The organism is Pseudomonas sp. BP6, from assembly GCF_017875935.1.
In the GTDB taxonomy this organism is placed as follows: Bacteria; Pseudomonadota; Gammaproteobacteria; order Pseudomonadales; family Pseudomonadaceae; genus Aquipseudomonas; species Aquipseudomonas putida_Y.
This window is the reverse complement of sequence record NZ_JAGINI010000001.1, coordinates 324,498-345,015: the sequence shown is the minus strand read 5'-3', so window position 1 is coordinate 345,015 and position 20,518 is coordinate 324,498. Positions and strand designations below refer to the sequence as shown.

The 20,518-nt window shown below is 62.0% G+C and carries 20 protein-coding genes and 1 pseudogene; 12 read left to right on the top strand and 9 right to left on the bottom strand.

Annotation, left to right across the window (positions count from 1 at the left end; all coding sequences use genetic code 11):
• Window positions 1-40 precede the first annotated feature (40 nt).
• Entirely contained in the window at window positions 41-922 is an 882-nt protein-coding gene (locus tag J3A98_RS01530; protein ID WP_209963514.1) for a LysR family transcriptional regulator, read from the top strand.
• A gap of 21 nt (window positions 923-943) precedes the next feature.
• Here the strand turns inward: J3A98_RS01530 and J3A98_RS01525 are convergent, their stop codons facing one another.
• Window positions 944-1,399, bottom strand: a complete 456-nt coding sequence (locus J3A98_RS01525) for a flavodoxin (RefSeq protein WP_003251656.1) — start codon at window positions 1,397-1,399, stop codon at window positions 944-946.
• Window positions 1,400-1,514: 115 nt separating this feature from the next.
• Between J3A98_RS01525 and J3A98_RS01520 the strand changes: the two genes are divergently transcribed.
• Window positions 1,515-1,943 (top strand): PAS domain-containing protein, encoded by a 429-nt coding sequence (locus J3A98_RS01520; protein WP_209963510.1) that lies wholly within the window; start codon window positions 1,515-1,517, stop codon window positions 1,941-1,943.
• A 59-nt stretch (window positions 1,944-2,002) separates the two neighbouring features.
• Window positions 2,003-2,620, top strand: coding sequence for a hypothetical protein (locus J3A98_RS01515; RefSeq protein ID WP_209963507.1), 618 nt, complete (start codon window positions 2,003-2,005; stop codon window positions 2,618-2,620).
• Here the strand turns inward: J3A98_RS01515 and J3A98_RS01510 are convergent.
• The gene (locus J3A98_RS01510) at window positions 2,605-3,540 is read right to left on the bottom strand and encodes a MerR family transcriptional regulator (protein WP_209963504.1); all 936 of its coding nucleotides are present in this window, start codon (window positions 3,538-3,540) and stop codon (window positions 2,605-2,607) included. The genes J3A98_RS01515 and J3A98_RS01510 overlap by 16 nt on opposite strands.
• A gap of 219 nt (window positions 3,541-3,759) precedes the next feature.
• On the opposite strand from J3A98_RS01510, the gene J3A98_RS01505 reads away from it, so the two are divergent.
• From J3A98_RS01505 to J3A98_RS01490, 4 genes are read left to right on the top strand one after another with little or no spacing between them, the layout of a single operon-like run.
• A complete protein-coding gene (locus tag J3A98_RS01505; protein ID WP_209963501.1) occupies window positions 3,760-4,320 on the top strand; it encodes an antibiotic biosynthesis monooxygenase in 561 nt (186 codons plus the stop codon).
• A 33-nt stretch (window positions 4,321-4,353) separates the two neighbouring features.
• Window positions 4,354-5,091 (top strand): dihydromonapterin reductase, encoded by a 738-nt coding sequence (folM, locus tag J3A98_RS01500; protein ID WP_209963498.1) that lies wholly within the window; start codon window positions 4,354-4,356, stop codon window positions 5,089-5,091.
• A gap of 9 nt (window positions 5,092-5,100) precedes the next feature.
• On the top strand, window positions 5,101-5,397 hold the full coding sequence (locus tag J3A98_RS01495) for a DUF1244 domain-containing protein (protein WP_003260708.1): 297 nt from the start codon (window positions 5,101-5,103) through the stop codon (window positions 5,395-5,397).
• Entirely contained in the window at window positions 5,390-5,731 is a 342-nt protein-coding gene (locus J3A98_RS01490; protein WP_003251646.1) for a HopJ type III effector protein, read from the top strand. Before J3A98_RS01495 ends, J3A98_RS01490 begins: the two co-directional genes overlap by 8 nt.
• 44 nt (window positions 5,732-5,775) lie before the next feature.
• On the opposite strand, the gene J3A98_RS01485 is transcribed toward J3A98_RS01490, so the two are convergent.
• Together J3A98_RS01485 and fabV are read right to left on the bottom strand one after the other, a co-directional pair.
• Window positions 5,776-6,684 carry an alpha/beta fold hydrolase gene (locus J3A98_RS01485; RefSeq protein WP_209963493.1) on the bottom strand — a complete coding sequence of 303 codons (909 nt, stop codon included), beginning with the start codon at window positions 6,682-6,684 and terminating at the stop codon, window positions 5,776-5,778.
• 143 nt (window positions 6,685-6,827) lie between these two features.
• Entirely contained in the window at window positions 6,828-8,039 is a 1,212-nt protein-coding gene (gene fabV, locus J3A98_RS01480; RefSeq protein WP_176682524.1) for an enoyl-ACP reductase FabV, read from the bottom strand.
• A 301-nt stretch (window positions 8,040-8,340) separates the two neighbouring features.
• On the opposite strand from fabV, the gene J3A98_RS01475 reads away from it, so the two are divergent.
• Window positions 8,341-9,519, top strand: a complete 1,179-nt coding sequence (locus J3A98_RS01475) for an acetyl-CoA C-acetyltransferase (protein ID WP_176682523.1) — start codon at window positions 8,341-8,343, stop codon at window positions 9,517-9,519.
• Window positions 9,520-10,245: 726 nt separating this feature from the next.
• On the opposite strand, the pseudogene J3A98_RS01470 reads toward J3A98_RS01475, so the two are convergent.
• A pseudogene (locus J3A98_RS01470) lies at window positions 10,246-11,049 on the bottom strand (5-methyltetrahydropteroyltriglutamate--homocysteine methyltransferase); the annotation flags it as partial.
• Window positions 11,050-11,280: 231 nt separating this feature from the next.
• Here J3A98_RS01470 and J3A98_RS01465 point away from each other — a divergent pair.
• Window positions 11,281-12,768, top strand: coding sequence for a methylenetetrahydrofolate reductase C-terminal domain-containing protein (locus J3A98_RS01465; RefSeq protein WP_209963491.1), 1,488 nt, complete (start codon window positions 11,281-11,283; stop codon window positions 12,766-12,768).
• Here the strand turns inward: J3A98_RS01465 and yjiA are convergent.
• From yjiA to J3A98_RS01450, 3 genes are all read right to left on the bottom strand, one after another.
• Entirely contained in the window at window positions 12,728-13,705 is a 978-nt protein-coding gene (gene yjiA, locus J3A98_RS01460; protein ID WP_209963488.1) for a GTPase, read from the bottom strand. The two genes, J3A98_RS01465 and yjiA, sit on opposite strands and share 41 nt — an antisense overlap.
• Window positions 13,706-13,782: 77 nt before the next feature.
• Window positions 13,783-13,980, bottom strand: coding sequence for a YbdD/YjiX family protein (locus J3A98_RS01455; RefSeq protein WP_003251633.1), 198 nt, complete (start codon window positions 13,978-13,980; stop codon window positions 13,783-13,785).
• A gap of 17 nt (window positions 13,981-13,997) precedes the next feature.
• Window positions 13,998-16,064: a carbon starvation CstA family protein gene (locus J3A98_RS01450; RefSeq protein ID WP_176682519.1), complete on the bottom strand. Its 2,067-nt coding sequence runs from the start codon at window positions 16,062-16,064 to the stop codon at window positions 13,998-14,000.
• 176 nt (window positions 16,065-16,240) lie between these two features.
• Here J3A98_RS01450 and J3A98_RS01445 point away from each other — a divergent pair, with 176 nt between their 5' ends.
• Entirely contained in the window at window positions 16,241-16,603 is a 363-nt protein-coding gene (locus tag J3A98_RS01445; RefSeq protein ID WP_176682518.1) for a PilZ domain-containing protein, read from the top strand.
• A gap of 263 nt (window positions 16,604-16,866) precedes the next feature.
• The gene (locus J3A98_RS01440) at window positions 16,867-18,384 is read left to right on the top strand and encodes a nucleobase:cation symporter-2 family protein (RefSeq protein WP_176682517.1); all 1,518 of its coding nucleotides are present in this window, start codon (window positions 16,867-16,869) and stop codon (window positions 18,382-18,384) included.
• A gap of 35 nt (window positions 18,385-18,419) precedes the next feature.
• Here J3A98_RS01440 and radA read toward each other — a convergent pair whose 3' ends face one another.
• On the bottom strand, window positions 18,420-19,790 hold the full coding sequence (gene radA, locus J3A98_RS01435; RefSeq protein WP_003251626.1) for a DNA repair protein RadA: 1,371 nt from the start codon (window positions 19,788-19,790) through the stop codon (window positions 18,420-18,422).
• 176 nt (window positions 19,791-19,966) lie between these two features.
• Here radA and mscL point away from each other — a divergent pair, with 176 nt between their 5' ends.
• Window positions 19,967-20,386 carry a large-conductance mechanosensitive channel protein MscL gene (gene mscL / locus J3A98_RS01430; RefSeq protein WP_176682516.1) on the top strand — a complete coding sequence of 140 codons (420 nt, stop codon included), beginning with the start codon at window positions 19,967-19,969 and terminating at the stop codon, window positions 20,384-20,386.
• Window positions 20,387-20,518: the final 132 nt, after the last annotated feature.

The window sequence follows — 20,518 nt, the reverse complement described above, 5'->3', positions numbered from 1 at the left end:
ATTGTTAGACTACTCGCCATTCCAAAATGGAATTCGACTCATGGAGTTCAAACAACTGCGCAGCTTCATTGAAGTTGTGCACCGCGGCGGTTTTACCCAGGCGGCACAGACCCTGCACATCAGCCAGTCGGCCGTGAGCAAGCAGGTGGCCCAGCTTGAGCAAGATGTGGGCCAGCCGCTGCTGGAGCGCCAGGCGTCGCACCTGCACCTGACCGCTGCCGGGCGCATCGTGCTGGAACGTGGCGAAGCCCTGCTGCGCATGCGCCAGGCGCTGCTCAACGAGCTGGACGATCTCAGCCAGATGGAGCGTGGCGAACTACGCCTGGGCTTGCCGATGCTTGGCAGCGACACATTGTTCGCCGGCTTGTTCGCCGAGTACCGGCGGCGTCATCCGAACATCGCCATCCAGCTGCTTGAAGGCGGCAGCCGCAACGTCGAACAGGCCGTCAGAAGTGGCGAACTGGAACTGGGCGGCTGCTTGACGCCCACCGACGAGGCATTCGACTACCAGCCCTTCTGCAACGAGCCGCTGGATGCCTTGCTGCCGGCTGGCCATGCCCTGGCGGGCCTGGACGCCGTGGGCCTGAGGCAACTGGCCGATACACCGTTCCTGCTGTACCAGCGCAGTTTCGTGCTCAACGACCGGCTGCTGAAGGCATGCCAGCAGCAGGGCTTCACCCCCAAGGAAGGCGGGCGCAGCGGGCAGGCGGACTTTTTGGCGGCGCTGGTGGCAGCGGGCCAGGGCGTGGTGATGCTGCCCCGGGTGGTGGCAAAAGCGCTGGAACGCCCCGGGGTGGTGCGTGTGCCGTTGAATACGCAGGAGGATTTGCGTTGGGATATCGCGTTTATCTGGCGACGCGGCGCCTACCTGTCACGGGCGGCGCAGGCGTGGTTGGCCTTGTTGCGCGAGCCCCACGGCTAACACGCCTGCACAGGTGTCGGGTCAGGCGTTCAGTGCGCTCGCCAACTCAGCCAGCCAAGGCTCGGCATCCGCTTCCGGGGTCACCGTCTCGCTCGCATCCAGGCGCAGCATTGGCTGCACTTCGCGCACGCCCAGTTCGGCGAACAGCTCACGCATCTGCTCGCCACCACCGCAATAGGTATCGCCATAACTGGAGTCGCCCAGCGCGATCACCGCGCCAGGCAAGCCGCGCCAGGCCGCGGGCAGCGTGTCACGAAGGGTGCTGTACAGCGGCATGAGGTTGTCCGGCAGCTCACCCATACCGGTGGTCGAGGTCACGGCCAGCAAGGCGTCAGGGGCAAAACCCTGAAGATCCTGAAGGGTGGCACGCGCAGCATGCCAAGCCTCGAAACCTGCCGCCTTGAGCAGCGATTCAGCGTGACGGGCGACTTCTTCGGCGGTGCCATAGACCGAGCCGGAAATAATGGCGACTTTCATCGAGTAGAGGATTCCGAAACTGAGTGAAAACGTAGGATACTAGCATTCAACGCTGGCAAAAGGCCGCCCTTACCAAAGTCGCCATCTTCCGTTTTCCTTCACCTATGGCCCGGACATGATCAACGCGCAATTGCTGCAATCGATGGTCGATGCGTCCAATGACGGCATCGTGGTTGCCGAAAAGGAAGGCGACGACACCATCCTGATCTACGTGAACGCCGCTTTCGAATGCCTCACTGGCTACAACCGTGACGAGATTCTCTATCAGGATTGCCGGTTCCTGCAGGCTGACGACCGTGACCAGCTTGGCCGCGCACGCATCCGCAAGGCCATGGCCGAGGGCCGCCCATGCCGCGAAGTGCTGCGTAACTATCGCAAGGATGGCAGCGCCTTCTGGAACGAGCTGTCGATCACGCCGGTGAAGAGCGGCTTCGACCAGCGCACTTACTTCATCGGCATCCAGAAAGACGTCAGCCGCCAGGTCGAACTGGAACGGGAGCTGGCAGAACTGCGCGCTCATCTGAAACCCGACGAACGCGCCTGAACCAAGTCCGCCACGCACGGTCAATTCCGTTGAAGAAATCGCCACCACCGAGTTCGATCATGCAAGCAGACGCGCTCCTGACCCAGGACGAGCTGGATTTCATACAGAACATGCAGCATTCGCCGCAACTGAACCTGGCTGACACCATGTCGAGCCTGCTGGTCAATGGCGACCGCCGCATACAAAGCTTGCTCACCCGGTTGGTGGCTAACGAGCAGGTGACCTTGCAGGCCCAGTTCAACAACCAGCAAATCAGTTTCCCGCTGCAGCTGGTAGAGGACGAGTTCCACGCCCTGCACCTGCAACTGGGTTCACCGGAAATCTACGAAGACGGCCCCATGCTGCGCCCATGGCGCCTGTCGATGGACCAGCCGAGCGCACTGCTCGATGCCCATGACGAAACAAGCGGCCTGTGGGTACGCGAGATTTCCTTCAAGGGTGTGCTGCTGGAAGTCCGTGATTTGCCAACAGCACCCGCCCGCTTCGCGCTGCGCTTCGCCCCGGGCGGCATCAACCCGATCGAACTGCATGGTGTGTTGGGCCGGCGCATCGGCTCGGACCTGGCTGCCTACGACCTCAGCCAAAGCCCAGCCGAAGAAATCGAACGCCTGCGCGACTACATCCTCCAGGCCCACCGTCAGGCCCACCCCGAGTTGCACACTCAGGTATCGAGCTGACGGGCCAGAAACTGCCGCAAGCGCTGGCGCATCACACTGCCCTGCGCGCCCAGGCAGGCTACAGGGCTGCCAGCCAGGCTGTCCTGTACCGCTTCCGCCGCTTCGCCGGCCAGTAACAACGGACACTCCAGCATCGACGCCAGGCGCTTGAAGTGCCGCGTGAGTTCTGCTGTGGGCGACTGATGGGAAAACAGCACCAGGGCGTCCGGCTTCAGCCGTTCGCAGACCAGCGCAAGCTCTTGCAGCGGCTGCCCGTTCGCCAACGGGATCACGCGAACTTCGTCGCTATCCAGGATCAGGCTGGTTACCAGCAACTCAAGCTCATGGCACTGCCCCGGCAATGGCGCCAATAGCACGGTGCGGCTACACGGCACACGGGCCAGCTGCAAGCGGGCGAAAACCCGACCGCGCAGGAACTGGTCATAGAACAGCCATTCGCTGGCCTGCCCATAGCCGCCTTGCCGGACTACCATGTCATGCCACACCGGCATGAGTACATCCGCGAAAACCTGATCCAGGGTGCTGGCTGCGAACACCTCGTCATAAAGGCGATTCAGGCCCGCCACATCGAAGTGCTGTACCGCCAGGCGAATCTGGTTTTGCCAGCGCAGGCTAGTGTCCACCGCGCCGCCAGCCTGCCCGGAGAGGGCATGGCCGCGGGCCAGAATACTGCCCACCTTGCTGATCGCCACGCCGCGCTCCAGCCACCCGAGGATACGGCGGATTTCATCGATATCAGCCTGGGAATACAAGCGGTGACCACTGTCGGTACGGATGGGCTGGATCAGTCCATAACGGCGCTCCCAGGCACGAAGGGTGACGGCGTTGACACCGGTCAAGCGTGACACTTCACGAATCGGAAACAGCTCCTGCTGCTCGAAGCTCGCATCGATCAACGGTTTACGTCCCTGTTCGTTCATCTGCACGAAGTACCCTGAGTGCGAAAAACTGGGCACATAGCTTACTACGACTGTGTCGGTCTGTTGGTGCCACCGTTTAACTGCCGATATTTGCCGAAGATCGCAACTGCGCGATAATGCGCGCCCGATTCTTGCATGCACGACTGCGTCGCCCATCACCCCGGGCCACACAGCCAAAGGGGCCAGCTACCCGCCAGCCCCGTTGCCAGGAGATACACGATGTCTACCCCACCCGTTACCCTCATGGTGTCGCGCCGCGCCGCCCATGGCCGCTACCAGGACCTGCTGGCCTGGCTGCACGAAGGCGAACAGCTGGCCACCGACTTCCCTGGCTACCTCGGCTCGGGCATCCTTGCCCCGCCTCAGGATAGCGACGAATTTCAGATCATCTTCCGCTTCAGCGACGAGCCGACCCTGCATGCCTGGGAGCACTCCGCCTCTCGCCGCGCATGGTTACAACGCGGCAACGGCCTGTTCGAGCGCCCCAAAGAGGCGCGCGTCAGCGGTATCGACGACTGGTTTGGCACCAACAGGGTGCAAAAACCGCCACGCTGGAAGCAGGCCGTGGCCATCTGGCTGGCGTTTTTCCCAGTCTCGCTGGCCTTCAACCTGTTGTTCGGCCATTGGTTGGCGGCACTCGACCTCGTTCCCCGGGTACTGCTCAGCACCCTGGCCCTGACGCCGGTGATGGTGTACCTGTTCATACCGCTGTCCACCCGCCTGCTATCCAGTTGGCTGCAGGCCTCCCCGGCCACTGCCGGCGCCTTGCGCAGCCGCTGAGGCCAGGCCATACAACAGGGAAACAGTTCGGGTATGCTGGGTGGCAACCAAAGGACAGACAAGTTGACCACCCCGAACATGAACAGCCCCATTCTCGTTACCGGAGCCAGCCAGCGCGTCGGGCTGGCCCTGGCCCTCGAACTGGCACAGGCCGGCCATACGGTGGTCAGTGCCAGCCGCAGCATCCAGCCGCAGGCAGCCCACCCCAACATCGTGCAGTTTCAGGCCGACCTGTGCCACGCGGGCGACCGCCAGGCGCTGATCGATCACCTGCACGATCGTTACGACGGACTGCGCGCCATCATCCACAACGCCTCACTATGGCTCGACGATAGCCTCGACAACCTCGAGACCATGTTCCGCCTGCACGTCGAAGCGCCCTACCACCTCAACCTGGCCCTGGGCGACCTGCTGGCCAAGGTGGAAAAGGCCGACATCATCCACATCTGCGACGAAACCTCTTCGCGCGGCAGTAAAAGCCACATCGGCTATGCCGCCACCAAGGCCGCGCTGCAGAACATGGTGCTGTCATTCGCCGAAAAATATGCGCCCAGGGTGCATGTGAACGGTATCCTGCCTGGGCTGCTGATCCTCAAGGAAGGGGGGGACGAAGCCTACCGCCAGCAAACCCTGAAAAAGGCCCTGCTGGAATTCGAACCCGGCGCCGGCCCGCTGATCGAGACCGTCAAGTACCTGCTCGCCAGCCAGTACAGCACCGGCAGCCAGGTGGTCATCAACGGTGGCCGCCACCTGAAGAACCGCATGACTTGAGAGAAGACCATGACCCCACAACAACAGCTTGAGCTCGAGGCGGCCGCATTCCGGCGCCTGGTTGAACACCTGCAAAAGCGCACCGATGTACAGAACATCGACCTGATGAACCTGTCCGGTTTCTGCCGCAACTGCCTGTCCAAGTGGTACAAGGCCGCCGCTGACGAGCGTCAGCTGGACCTGAGCCTGGATGATGCCCGCGAAGCGGTGTACGGCATGCCCTACGCCGAGTGGAAAGCCCAATACCAGAAAGAAGCCAGCGCCGATCAACAAGCGGCGTTCGAAAAAGGAAAACCTCGTGACTGATCTGAATACCCTGCGCGCAAGCCTGGCCAGCGGCCAACATGTTTTTGCCGATACCTTGGCGTTCATTGCCGACAATTACAGCTACCAGCCGCAGGCCTTCAACAACGGCGGCGTGGAGAATGCGGCAGGGCAGAACGAAGGTTCGTGCAAAACCCTGGGCCTGGCCTTGCTTGAAGGGCTGAGCGACCAGGAAGCGCTGCTGGCCTTCGGCGAGCACTACCGTGATGTGGTGGCCACGCCTGAGGGTAGCGACCATGGCAACATCCGTGCGCTGATCAAACACGGTCTGGCGGGTGTGAAGTTTGCTGCGCAGCCGCTTGCGCGCAAGGCTTGAGATAGCCGGGGCCGCTTTGCGGCCCCACTGTCCTGCGCCCACCATCAATCCATGATGGTGCCAGGCCCCCCACCTTCCAGCCTCCCCTGCCGCAACCACTGCAAGGCCACCGGCCACAGGTTTTCGCGAAACCGGTCATGGAAGAACGCGAAATGGCCAATTTCCTCGGCCGAGATATCCACAGGTGCAATGCGCAGGTGCTGGCGCTCGCCCCCCTGTAGATAACCCAATAAACGCTCGGTCGCCGCCACGGTCCCAAAAGGGTCGTCAGTCAGACTGATGGCCAGCGTCGTCGCACGCACCTGGGCGAACGGTAGCGCCGCCAACGCCCGCCCGCTGGGGCGGTGCTCATAACGTGGGGTGCGTGTGGTCCAGTCATGCACCACACCGGCTGGCGTGTCTTCCAGCCAACCCAGGCGCTTGCCGGGAAAGTAGCCGAATACCCGGGTCAGCAGCGGCATGACCACATGCCACTTGCCGAACAGTTGCCAGCGCTGGCTGGCCGCGTAGTCGCGCCAGTAGGCGAACTGCGCGCCAACCATCACGACCCGTCGGATCTGGCCAGCCGACGGTGCCAGGCCTACTGCACAACCGCCGAAACTGTGCCCCACCACGTCCACCGGCTGACCTGGGAAATGCGCTGCCGCATGCGCCAGCATGGCTTCGAAATCCAGCCGGCCCCAGTCGCTCCAGGAGGCCTGGAAACCACGCAGCGACGCAGGCCGGGATTCGCCGATACCACGGTAGTCATAGGTCAGCACATCGCAGCCGTGGGCGAACAGGTAGTCGGCAAAGCGGGCGTAATAGCGGCAGCGTACCGAAGTGGCAGCGTTGATGATCACCAGCGGGCGCTGGGGGTCAGGTTGGGCGTGGCGCCAGCAGAAGCCGCCGAGGCGGTAGCCGTCGGCCGCGGGGTGGTGAAATGGGGTAGCGGGTTGGGTGAGGCTACTCATGGCGCATTCCCTGTCGTTGTGCGCCAAAACTAGCAAAGATTTTGTAGCCTGTACCGGCCTCTTCGCGGGCAAGCCCGCTCCTACAGGGGGAGAACCTGTGGGAGCGGGCTTGCCCGCGAAGAGGCCGGTACAGGCTTACCCGATTACAGCTCGACGCAGTCGAACTTCACATCGGTGGCTACGTCTTCGTCGTAGTTGACGTCAGCGCGCTCGAAGCCGAACAGGTTGAGGAACTGCTTCTTGTAACCGGCGTAGTCGGTCAGCTCGAACAGGTTCTCGGTGGTCACCTTGGGCCACAGGGCCTTGCAAGCGTTCTGCACGTCGTCACGCAGCTCCCAGTCGTCCAGGCGCAGGCGACCCTTCTCGTCGACTTCTGCCGGCGCACCGTCGGTACGGTACATACGGTCGCGGTACATGCGGTCAAGCTGGTCCTGAGTGCCTTCGTGAACACCTTTCTCCTGCATGATCTTGAAGACCATCGACAGGTACAGTGGCATCACCGGGATGGCCGAGCTGGCTTGGGTAACCACCGACTTGAGCACCGCCACATTGGCGCCGCCTTTCACTTCACCGGCCAGCTTCTGGTTCAGACGCAGGGCGGTTTCATCCAGGTCCTGCTTGGCCTGGCCCAGTGCACCGTGCCAGTAGATCGGCCAGGTGATATCGCTGCCGATATAGCTGAAGGCCACGGTGCGAGCGCCTTCGGCAAGTACATTGGCGCCAGCCAGCGCATCGATCCACAGTTGCCAGTCCTGGCCACCCATGACGGTGACGGTGTCGGCAATTTCCTGCTCGGTGGCCGGCTCGATGCTGGCCTCGATGATGGTGTCCTTGTTGGTGTCGATGGCGGTCGACTTGTATGGCTGGCCGATCGGCTTGAGTGCCGAGCGGATGACTTCACCGGTCTGCGGCAGCTTGCGCACGGGCGAAGCCAGCGAATAGATGACCAGGTCGACCTTGCCACCCATTTCGTTCTTGATCAGCTCGATGACCTTGGCGCGGGCTTCGTCGGAGAAGGCGTCACCGTTGATCGACTTGCTGTACAGGCCCTCGGCCTTGGCGAACTTGTCGAAGGCAGCAGCGTTGTACCAGCCAGCAGTGCCGGCCTTGGTCTCGGTGCCTGGTTTTTCGAAGAACACGCCCAGGGTGTCGGCCTTGAAGCCGAACGCCGCGGTGATGCGGGCTGCCAGGCCGTAGCCGCTGGAAGCACCGATGACCAGGACCTTCTTCGGGCCATCCTCGCGTACGCCCAGCTTGCGGGTGGCTTCGATCTGGTCACGGACGTTGAGCTCGCAGCCCTTCGGGTGAGTCGTGGTGCAGATGAAACCGCGAACCTTAGGATGAATGATGGCCAATGTCTGTACCTCGTCAGGTTTATGCCGGGGAAGCGCCGCTTGGGGCGATTCCGATTGATCAGAGGGTGAGACTACCCCCGCAGGTTATCCGACACATATTACGGGGTGATCAGAGGGATGCAAAACCAGAGTTCTTATGTGCAGGAGGCTCACAGCTCCACGAAATCCAGATTGGCTGGTTAGAACCTTCGCCACCCATTGATTTGTTTTTCACATCAATCCGAAAGAAAAACAAACTTAACAAATAAGCCAAACCCGCCGATGCTGGCGGCACTACGCCCATTGCACGGAGAACAACAACATGAACGACGTGGTGATCGTCGCCGCAACCCGTACCGCCATCGGCAGCTTCCAGGGCGCCTTGGCCAGTGTGCCTGCAGTCGACCTCGGCGCCGCCGTGATCAAGCAACTGCTGAAACAAACCGGGCTGGACCCGGCCCAGGTCGACGAAGTCATCCTCGGCCAAGTGCTTACGGCCGGTGCCGGTCAGAACCCTGCCCGCCAGGCGGCGATCAAGGCTGGCCTGCCCTTCAGCGTACCGGCCCTGACCCTGAACAAGGTCTGCGGCTCGGGCCTCAAGGCCCTGCACCTGGCCGCCCAGGCGATCCGCTGCGGCGATGCCGAGGTGGTGATTGCAGGTGGCCAGGAAAACATGAGCCTTGCCCCCTACGTGATGCCCTCGGCCCGTACCGGGCAGCGCATGGGCCATGGCCAACTGATCGACAGCATGATCACGGACGGCTTGTGGGATGCCTTCAATGATTACCACATGGGCATCACTGCCGAAAACCTGGTGGACAAGTACGGTCTAACCCGTGAACAGCAAGATGCCTTCGCTGCCGAATCGCAGCGCAAGGCAGTGGCGGCGATCGAGGCCGGCCGTTTCGACGCTGAAATCACCCCCATCGTGCTGCCGCAGAGAAAGGGAGAGCCCAAGGTTTTTGCCCGTGACGAGCAACCACGCCCGGACACCACCGCCGAGTCCCTGGGCAAACTGCGCCCGGCCTTCAAGAAGGACGGCAGCGTTACCGCAGGCAATGCTTCCAGCCTGAACGACGGCGCCGCCGCCGTGCTTCTGATGAGCGCAGCGAAGGCCGAGGCTTTGGGCCTGCCGGTGCTGGCGAAGATCGCCGCCTATGCCAGTGCCGGGGTAGACCCCGCGATCATGGGTATCGGTCCGGTTTCGGCGACCCAGCGTTGCCTGGACAAGGCCGGTTGGCAACTGGCCGAACTGGACCTGATCGAAGCCAACGAAGCCTTTGCCGCCCAGGCGCTGGCCGTGGGCAATGCGCTGGCATGGGATGCCGCGCGGGTTAACGTCAATGGAGGGGCGATTGCCCTGGGCCACCCGATTGGTGCTTCCGGGTGCAGGGTGCTGGTGACCCTGCTGCACGAGATGATCAAACGGGATGCCCAGAAAGGCCTGGCCACCTTGTGCATTGGTGGCGGGCAAGGGGTGGCGCTGGCCATCGAGCGCTGATTGATTCAAGCAGGCCCGGCCTCTTCGCGGATAAACCCCAGCCTACAGGTAAGTAAATCCTCGTAGGAGCGGGTTTACCCGCGAAAGGGCCGGGCCTGCTGGCCAATCTCCACCAGCCATTCACCGTTGCATTCGCCACCGTATTCGCGGGTAAACCCGCTCCTACACTGATCGGTGGTGGACACACATCGGTGATTGGGCGCAGGCCATTGTAGGAGCGGGTTCACCCGCGAAAGGGCCGGACCTGCTGGCCAATCTCCACCAGCCATTCACCGTTGCATTCGCCACCGTATTCGCGGGTAAACCCGCTCCTACACTGATCGGTGGTGGGCACACATCGGTGATTGGGCGCAGGCCATTGTAGGAGCGGGTTCACCCGCGAAAGGGCCGGACCTGCTGGCCAATCTCCACCAGCCATTCACCGTTGCATTCGCCACCGTATTCGCGGGTAAACCCGCTCCTACACTGATCGGTGGTGGGCACACATCGGTGATTGGGCGCAGGCCGTTGTAGGAGCGGGTTCACCCGCGAAAGGGCCGGACCTGCTGGCCAATCTCCACCAGCCATTCACCGTTGCATTCGCCACCGTATTCGCGGGTAAACCCGCTCCTACACCGATCGGTGGTGGACACACATCGGTGATTGGGCGCAGGCCGTTGTATGAGCGGGTTCACCCGCGAAGAGGCCGGCACAGGCAGCAACCGTTCAAGCCGCGGCTCGGTCCTGCTCCAGCGAAGCAGCCAGCACCGCCACTTCCTGGCACTTCTGCACGGCCAGATCCACTGGGCTCTCCAGCAGCGAACAGGCCGGCGCCAACCACAGCCGCTCACCCAGGCGTTCATGGGCCTCGTGCAGCAGCCCCAGGGTCTTGCCCAGATCGCAAGGCAAGTCGTTGCGACCGTCGACCAGGCCCAGCGACAGTATCTTGTAAGCCGGCAGGCGGTCGAGAATGCTCTGGTATTGCTCAGGGGCTTGAACCAGATCGACGTGCAAGCCATCCACTGGCAGGTTGGCGGCCAGGCCGAGGTTGCCGTCAAGGCCACCGAAGTACGTGGCGATCAGCTTCTTCAACGGTGCGCGTTGAAGGATGTTGTAGACGCGTTCATAGGCATTTTTCCAGTCCTGGGGCAGCGCCTGGGCGAGGATGGGTTCATCGATCTGCACCCATTCAACGCCCAGGGCGGCCAGGCGGTTGAGGAGCTGGTCATACACGGGCAGCAGGCGGTCAAGCAGCTCCAGCTTGTCGAAGTCACCGCCCAGGGTCTGGCCCTGCCACAGGTAGGTCAAGGGGCCGATCACTACCGGCTTGACTGCATGGCCCAGAGCCTTGGCGTGCTCCACTTCTTCGAACAGTGGTTCCCAGTTCAGAACGAACGGCTGATCGCCTGCGCTAAGCACGTGGCTGTCCCAGGCGAAGTCGCCGACCGGCAGCAGCTCGATGCCAGCGTCTTTCTGCACCTGCCAGTGGCGGGCACGCAGCTCGCGGTCACGGCCGATGTGTGGAAAGCCCAGGTTATGTGCCAGTGCCATGTCTTGTCCCTTCAGCATGCTTTAATGAATGAGGGGGATTCTCCAGCTGGTGGGGGTATTGAGACAAACTCATTAAATTTGAGATGAACCCAAGAAATCTTCATGATCATGCTGCCATGATCTTCGCGCCCCCCATGTCTCATTCAGATCACCACCTTGCGCATCCGGACATGACCCGGCTCGCCTTCTGCCGCACAATGCCACCCTGACCACACCAGGTGCCCGGCCAACATGAGCCTGCTGAAAACCGCCCTGCGCGAAAAGAACTTCGTCTGCGTCATGGAGTTCGTCCCCAAACCTTCCGCAGAACGCTTTGCCGCCATGGAAGCGATCATGGCCCGTGCGCACCTGTGCGGCTGGCCTATGACCGTGGCCATCGGTGATCGTGTCGGCAGCCCGCTGGACATGTCACCGCTGGACGCCCTCGCCTCGTTCAGCAACCCGGTGCCTGCCCTGCCGCATTTTTCGGGCAAGGATCGCGAGCGCCACCACCTGCTCGCCCAACTGCAGCGCATGGACGCCGCCGGCCTCGACCAGCTGTTACTGCTGACTGGCGACCGCCTGCCCGGCCATGAACCTGGCCAGCGCCCGGTGCGCTATCTGGAATCGGTCGCTGCCCTGCAGATTGCCCGCCAGGCTTGCCCGCACTGGCTGCTGGGCGCGGCGCTGAACCCGTTCAAGTACCACGAGGAAGAAGGCGGCGCCCAGTATTTCAAGGCCGAGAAAAAGCTGGCAGCGGGGGCTGACTTCTTCACCTTGCAGCTGGGCTTCGATGCCGCCAAGCACCAGGAAGCCATACACTGGATGCGCCGCCAGGCGTCACCCAAGCCCATGCTGGCCTGCCTCATGAGCCTCACCCACGGGCGCGCAGCGATGCTCGACCACGTGGCCGGCGTCACTGTCACGCTCTCCATGCGCGACATGCTCGAAGCGGAAACGGCGCAGTCCAAGGCCTTTGCCCAGGCGCGCAGTGTTGACCGGCTGGCCCTGCAGATTATCGGTACAAAGCTGATGGGTTACGCCGGTGTGCACCTGTCAGGGGTTCACACACTCGAACAGTTGCTGGCCCTGGAGGCCCGTATCGAGCACTGGCAATCCCAGGTTCACTCTCTGGAGCAATGGACACCGGCCTGGCACGCCAGCTGGCAGATGCCCGGCCTGCCAGCGGTAACCTTCCATCCGCCACAGGCGGGCTGGCGCCTGGGCGAGTCACGGGTCGATGCCTCATTCAAGGAAAAAGCCCGCTATCACCTGATGCATGGCATGCATTCACTGCTGTTCAGCCGGCGCAACGGCCTGAGCAAGGCCTTCGGTTGGGCAGTGCGCCAGCCTCTATGGGCAACACGCGTTGGCGCACAAGTGCTGCACACGCTCGAGCGCAGTGTGAAGCGCCCGCTGGTGGGTTGCGACACCTGCGGCCGTTGCCGCCTGGAAGACACCTTGTACACCTGCCCGGAAACCTGCCCTAAAGGCCTGGCCAATGGCCCCTGCGGCGGAACCGCCCTGAACCGCTGCGAGTTCGGCGACCGCGAGTGCATCCACAGCGTCAAATACCGCACCGCCAAAGCAGTGCGGCAAACCGCTGTGCTGACCGAACGCCTGATCCCGTGCATCGAGGTCGAGACCCGCCACCGCAGCTCATGGCCGCAGTGGTTCGCAGGGCAGGCGCCGCAGCGGATCAGCCCGCAGCCATTGCCTCGAAGCCAGCCCGAATCGTAGCCTCGGGCAGTTCATCGGCAATGAACACCATCACGCTCTCGCGCGCTTCGCCTACGGCCCACTCGGCGTCCCAGTCGAAGCCATAAAGCTTGAGCACGCCCTGGAACACCAGCTTGCGTTCCTCGCCGGCAATGTTCAGCACGCCCTTGTAGCGCAGCAGCTGTTTGCCGTGGGTTTCCAGCAGCGCGTTCATGAAGCTGCTGAGGCGGTCGATATCCAGCGGCGCTTCAGTGCGCAGCACCATCGTGGAGATGCGGTCCGGGGTGGCAGGCTTGAGCACGGGTCGCAACATCGGTTTCAGGTTTACCCCAAGGTCAGGGTTGAGGTTGAAACCGCGCACATCCAGTAGTTCAGCCAGGTCGATGCAGCCGTGTTCGACCACACGGATCGCAGCCCTGCTATTGATGCGGCCCAGGCGTTCGCGCAGGGCTTCAACCGCAGCTGGCTCGACCAGGTCGGTCTTGCTCAGCAGCAGACGGTCGGCAAAGCCGACCTGGGCCTGAGCGATGGTCTGGGTCAGGTGCAGTTCGGCATGCGCGGCATCGACGAGGGTGATGATGCCGTCGAGGATGTAGCGCTCACGCAGCTCCTCGTCGATGAAGAACGTTTGCGCTACCGGCGCCGGGTCGGCCAGGCCGGTGCACTCGATCACCAGGCGGTCGAAGGCAATCTCGCCGGCATCCAGACGTTCAAGCAGCAGGTACAGGGCGCGGGTCAAGTCGCCATGGATGCTGCAGCATACACAGCCGTTGGCCAAGGTCATTACCTGCACCGGCTGATCACCCAGCAGTTGGCTGTCGATGCCGGCCTCGCTGAATTCGTTTTCGATCACGGCGAGCTTCAGGCCATGCTCGGCCTTGAGCATGTGCCTGAGCAAGGTAGTCTTGCCGGCACCGAGGAAGCCAGTGAGGACGGTTACGGGAATGGGCGTCTGCACGCAAAATACTCCTGAATCTGAAAATGACTGTGGGAGCCGGTTACCCAGGCTCCCACAGGTTCACACGTACCGCAGGCTCAACAGCACTTGGGGCCGGATTTGCCACCGTAACGTGCTTCCTGGCGTTCGCGGAAGAACGCCTCGTAGCTCATCACCGGCTTGTCCGGATGCGTTTTCTGCATGTGTTCGACATAGTTGTCGTAGTCGGGCATGCCGACCATCAGGCGGGCTGCCTGCCCCAGGTATTTTCCCAGTCGACCCAGGTCGTTGAACATGATTGCAGTCCTCTCTATTACGCGTCAGGCAGCGCCTGGAACGGGGTTTCCTTGTCGCTGCGCTCCTTGCGGCCCAGGGCGACGTAGCCGACCTTGATGGCGAAGAACAGGATGCTGAAGACCACCAGCAGGAACAAGACCGTCAGGCCCGCGTTGGTGTAGGCGTTGAAGATCACGTGCTGCATCTGCCCGATGTCTTTGGCCGGGGCCAGTACCTGGCCGGCGTCCAGCGCAGTGCTGTACTTCTTGGCCAGGGCCAGGAAGCCGACAGCCGGGTTCGGGTCGAACAGCTTGATCAGGCCTGCTGCAGTGGTGCAGATCAACAGCCACACGGCCGGCAGCAGGGTGACCCAGATGTAGCGCTGACGCTTCATCTTGATCAGCACCACAGTACCGAGCATCAAGGCGATACCGGCCAGCATCTGGTTGGAGATACCAAACAGCGGCCACAGGGTGTTGATGCCGCCCAGCGGGTCGATTACGCCCTGGTACAGCAGATAGCCCCAGAGTGCCACGCAGCCAGCGGTGGCGAGCAGGTTGGCCCCCCACGAGTCGGTGCGCTTGAGCGCCGGCACGAAGCTGCCCAGCAGGTCTTGCAACATGAAGCGCCCGGCACGGGTACCGGCATCCACCGCAGTGAGGATGAACAGCGCCTCGAACAAGATCGCGAAGTGGTACCAGAAGGCCATGGTGTTTTCACCTGGCAACACCTGGTGCAGGATCTGCGCGATACCGACCGCCAGGGTTGGCGCACCGCCAGCACGGGCCAGGACGGTGTGCTCGCCGATGTCACGGGCGACCGCTTCGAGCTGCTCAGGTGTAATCAGGAAGCCCCAACTGCTGACCGTCTGCGCTACCGACACAACATCGGAACCGACCACGGCAGCCGGGCTGTTCATGGCGAAGTACACGCCCGGCTCGATCACCGAGGCCGCAACCATGGCCATGATGGCGACGAACGATTCCATCAGCATGCCGCCATAGCCGATATAGCGGGCGTTGGTTTCGTTATCCAGCAGCTTCGGGGTGGTCCCCGAGGAAATCAGCGCGTGGAAGCCAGACACCGCACCACAGGCAATGGTGATGAACAGAAACGGGAACAGGGTACCCTTCCACACCGGGCCGGTGCCGTCGGTGAACTGGGTCAGCGCCGGCATTTTCAGCTCGGGTGCGATGATCAGGATACCGATGGCCAGGCCAAGGATCGTACCGATCTTGAGGAAGGTCGACAGGTAGTCACGCGGCGCCAGTACCAGCCATACCGGCAGCACGGCGGCGACAAACCCGTAGCCCACCAGCATCCAGGTGATCTGTACGCCGGTGAACGTGAACGCCGGGCCCCACACCGGATCCGCAGCGATCACGCCCCCCAGCCAGATGGAAGCCAGCAGCAGTACCACGCCAACCACCGAGATTTCGCCAATACGGCCCGGACGGATGTAGCGCATATAAATGCCCATGAACATCGCGATCGGGATGGTCGCCATCACCGTGAACATGCCCCACGGGCTTTCGGCCAGGGCCTTGACCACGATCAGCGCCAGCACCGCAAGGATGATGATCATGATCAGGAAGCAGCCGAACAGGGCGATGGTGCCCGGGATTTTGCCCATCTCCTCGCGCACCATGTCGCCCAGCGAGCGGCCATTGCGGCGGGTAGACATGAACAGAACCATGAAGTCCTGCACCGCACCGGCCAGCACCACGCCGGCGATCAGCCAAAGCGTGCCGGGCAGGTAGCCCATTTGCGCGGCGAGTACCGGCCCGACCAAGGGGCCTGCGCCGGCGATGGCGGCGAAGTGGTGGCCGAAAAGAATGTGTTTGTTGGTCGGAACGTAGTCCAGGCCATCGTTGTTGAGCACCGCCGGGGTGGCACGGCGCGGGTCGAGTTGCATCACCTTGGTGGCGATGAACAGGCTGTAGTAACGATAGGCGACCAGGTAGATGGCCACCGCCGCGACCACGATCCACAAGGCGTTGATCGCCTCGCCGCGACGCAGGGCAACCACACCCAGTGCGCAGGCGCCTATGACTGCCAGCGCCAGCCACGGAATATGGCGTAGCAGGCTATTATTGTTGTTCATGGTTAGCTTCCAGCTGGTGGATTGGAAAGACCGCCCACCGAGTCTAGGGCGAGTCAAGCGGCATTGCCACACTTGCTTTGTTCTAGAGCCTCTGCGGCCAGATTGCAGTACCTGATGCACATGCAGTTCTAAATATAGTCAGGATGACACCTGACGACCTATTGAGGATCCATGCCATGAGCGATCACGACGAACGCCGCCGCTTTCAACGCATCGACTTCGATGCGCCCGCCGAGCTACACCAGGGACTGAAACGCTGGCCTGCAAAACTGCTGGACCTTTCACTCAAAGGCTTGCTGATAGAACGCCCGGCAGATTGGGATGCCGACCTGACGCAGGACTTCGACGCCATCATCCACCTGGGCGAAGATGCCCGCGTGCAGATGCAGGTCGAACTGCGCCACGAGGAAGCGGACCGCCTGGGCTTCATCTGCCTCTACATCGACCTCGACTCGCTGAGCCACTTGCACCGTCTTGTGGAACTGAACGTGGCTGACAGCACCGAAATGATGCGTGAGCTGCGCGAACTCATCGAATAATGAAATCTCTTAGCTAGCTAATAGCCTCCCCACAGAGTGTTTCTTGTCTACCCAGACAGCTTTAAGCCTGGGTAGCGTTGCTTTGTACACACCCTTCTAATACAACTTCTGCCAAGTTGGTACGCCTTCTGCATTGGGTTTTAGCACGCCCTGCGGCCGGATCTGTTCGCGCTCCGATCAAAATATTGTATACAATTTTTGTAGCAATCAATTGAGTGAAGTGTCTACAGTAGCGGCACAACAATAAACAGAGAGCCTGCTCCATGACTACGTCCCCTAGCACGTCTCCCGCCAAGCGACCCGAGGATGAAAACCTCGGCCTTGGTGCCAACCTGGCCTATGGTCTGCAGCATGTGCTGACCATGTATGGTGGGATCGTCGCAGTACCCCTGATCCTGGGGCAGGCCGCGGGCCTGAATGGTGCCGAAATCGGCATGCTGATCGCCGCCTCGCTGTTTGCCGGTGGCCTGGCCACCCTTCTGCAGACCCTTGGTCTGCCGTTCTTTGGTTGCCAGTTGCCGCTGGTACAAGGCGTGTCGTTCGCCGGTGTGGCGACCATGGGGGCGATTCTGAGCAGCGAGGGGGGCGGTGGCCTGCCAGGCGTACTCGGCGCGGTCATGGCAGCGTCGCTGATCGGCTTTCTGATCACGCCGGTGTTCTCGCGCATCACCAAGTTCTTCCCGCCGCTGGTGACCGGTATCGTCATCACCACCATCGGCCTGACCCTGATGCCGGTTGCCGCACGCTGGGTGATGGGTGGCAACAGCGCCTCGCCGGAGTTCGGCAGCATGGCCAACATCGGCCTGGCCGGGCTGACCTTCGCCATCGTGCTGCTGCTGAGCAAGCTTGGCAACGCAACCATCTCACGCCTGTCGATCCTGCTGGCCATGGTGGTCGGCACGTTGATCGCCTGGGCATTGGGCATGACCGATTTCAGCAAGGTCAGCGAAGGCCCGATGTTCGCCTTCCCCTCGCCGTTCCACTTTGGCATGCCGGAGTTCCACATCGCCGCGATCCTGTCGATGTGCATCGTGATCATGGTGACCCTGGTGGAAACGTCGGCCGATATCCTCGCCGTCGGTGAGATCATCGACACCAAGGTGGACTCAAAGCGCCTGGGCAACGGCCTGCGCGCCGACATGGCATCGAGCATCCTGGCGCCGATTTTCGGTTCGTTCACCCAGAGCGCGTTCGCCCAGAACGTTGGCCTTGTGGCGGTGACCGGGGTCAAGAGCCGCTACGTGGTGGCTACCGGCGGCGTGATTCTGGTGGTACTCGGCCTGCTGCCGGTCATGGGACGGGTGATTGCCGCCGTGCCTACCCCGGTACTGGGCGGCGCCGGTATCGTGCTGTTCGGCACCGTGGCGGCCAGCGGTATCCGCACCCTGTCCAAGGTCAGCTACAAGAACAACGTCAACCTGATCATCGTTGCCGCCTCGCTGGGCTTCGGCATGATCCCGATTGCCGCGCCGACCTTCTACCACCACTTCCCGAACTGGTTCGAGACCATCTTCCACTCCGGCATCAGCTCGGCGGCGATCATGGCCATCCTGCTGAACCTGATCTTCAACCACTTCACCACCGGCAACTCGGAAAACCAGTCAGTGTTCGCTGCAGCCTACGAGCGGACCATCCAGTATTCGGACATTTCCGCGCTGCGTGATGGGGACTACTTCAAGGATGGCAAGCTGTTCGATGCCGAGGGTAACGAAGTGCCAATGCTGGAACTGGACGAGCATGGCAATGAAACGGTCAAGCGCACGCCAGTTGCCGAGCATTGACTGTGTGCAGGAGCGAGCTTGCTCGCTCCTGCACATTATTCGAACAACGCATCCAGCGCCTGTTCCAGGCGGGTAACGGCAATCACCTGCAAACCCGCCGGCGCTTCTTTCGGCGCATTGCCCTTGGGTACGATGGCACGCTTGAAGCCGTGCTTGGCCGCTTCCTTCAAGCGCTCCTGGCCACTGGGCACCGGCCGTACCTCGCCCGACAAGCCAATCTCGCCAAACACCAGCAAACCATGGGCCAGTGGCCGGTTACGCAAGCTGGACATCACCGCCGCCAGCAGCGCCAGGTCCGAAGCCGTTTCCAGCACCTTCACCCCGCCGACCACGTTGAGAAACACGTCCTGGTCATGGGTCGGGATACCGCCATGACGGTGGAGTACCGCCAACAACATGGCCAGGCGGTTCTGGTCCAGGCCCAAGGTCACCCGCCGCGGGTTGGCCAGATGGCTATCGTCGACCAGCGCCTGCACCTCGACCAGCATCGGCCGGGTCCCCTCCCAGGTTGCCATCACCACGCTCCCCGGCACCTCTTCCTGGGTACGGTTGAGGAAGATCGCCGACGGGTTCGAGACCTCCTTGAGGCCACGATCGGTCATGCCGAACACGCCCAGTTCGTTGACCGCGCCAAAGCGGTTCTTGACCGCCCGCAGCAAGCGCAGGCGGCCATCGGACTCACCTTCGAAATACAGCACAGTGTCGACCATGTGCTCCAGCACCCTTGGGCCAGCCAGCGAGCCTTCCTTGGTCACGTGGCCGACCAGGAAGATTGCCGTACCGCTTTGCTTGGCGTAGCGCACCAGCAACGCTGTGCTTTCGCGCACCTGGGCCACGCCGCCCGGGGCCGATTGCAACTGCTCGGTGAAAATGGTCTGGATCGAGTCGATCACCATTACCCTCGGCTTCTCGACCCGCGCCGTGGCAATGATCGTCTCGATGCAGGTTTCGGTCATCACCTTGAGCTGGTCCTGGGGCAGGCCCAGCCGCCGGGAGCGCATGGCCACCTGCTGCTGCGACTCCTCCCCTGTGACATACAGTGCCGGCATGCCCACGGCGATGTTGCACAAGGTCTGTAGCAAAATGGTCGATTTGCCGATGCCGGGGTCACCGCCGATCAGCACCACCGAGCCATCCACCAGGCCGCCACCCAGCACACGGTCCAGTTCGGTGCTGCTGGTCGTGAAACGCGGGATTTCCTCGACACTGACTTCGGCCAGGGTCTTGATCTGCGCCTGCTGTCCTGTCCAGCCAGCGCGGCCGCTACTGGGTGCAGCAGCGCCGCCGCTTTCGATCATGGTTTCGACCAGGGTATTCCAGGCCCCGCATTCGCCGCACTGGCCGGCCCATTTGGGGAAAGTCGCGCCGCATTCGGTGCAGCCATACAAGCGCTTGGCCTTGGCCATGGGTGGGGTCTCCTGGAAAAATTCGCCATGATAGCCGAGCAGGACGTGTCTCGAACGCCTCGAGATGCGACAAAACTATTCGTTCTAACTGCAGTCAGTAGCCCTGAACACAACGCATGAAGCGTTTTAGTGGCTTACACTGCCTTAACCTTACCTTTTGTTACAAGGAACCAAACATGGGCATGCTCAACGAGTTCAAGGCTTTCGCAGTCAAAGGCAATGTCGTCGACATGGCGGTCGGTATCATCATCGGCGCGGCCTTCGGCAAGATCGTCTCGTCCTTCGTCGGCGACGTGATCATGCCGCCACTGGGCCTGTTGATCGGTGGCGTGGACTTCAGCGACCTGGCCATTACCCTGAAGGCTGCCGAAGGTGACTTGCCAGCGGTGATGCTGGCGTATGGCAAGTTCATCCAGACCGTGATCGACTTCGTGATCGTGGCCTTTGCCATCTTCATGGGCGTGAAAGCAATCAACAAGCTCAAGCGTGAAGAAGCCGTGGCACCGACTACGCCGCCTGTGCCTTCGGCTGAAGAGACACTGCTGACCGAGATCCGCGATTTGCTCAAGACGCAGAACCAGAACCGCTTGCCTTGAAAATTGCCGGAGGCGCTGTGGGGAGCGGGCATGCTCGCGAAGAAAGCAATGCGATGGATGGCACCGGCTCCGCCGGTGTTCGCGGGTGAACCCGCTCCTACGGCGGCCTGTGTCCAACCTCCGATGTGTGTC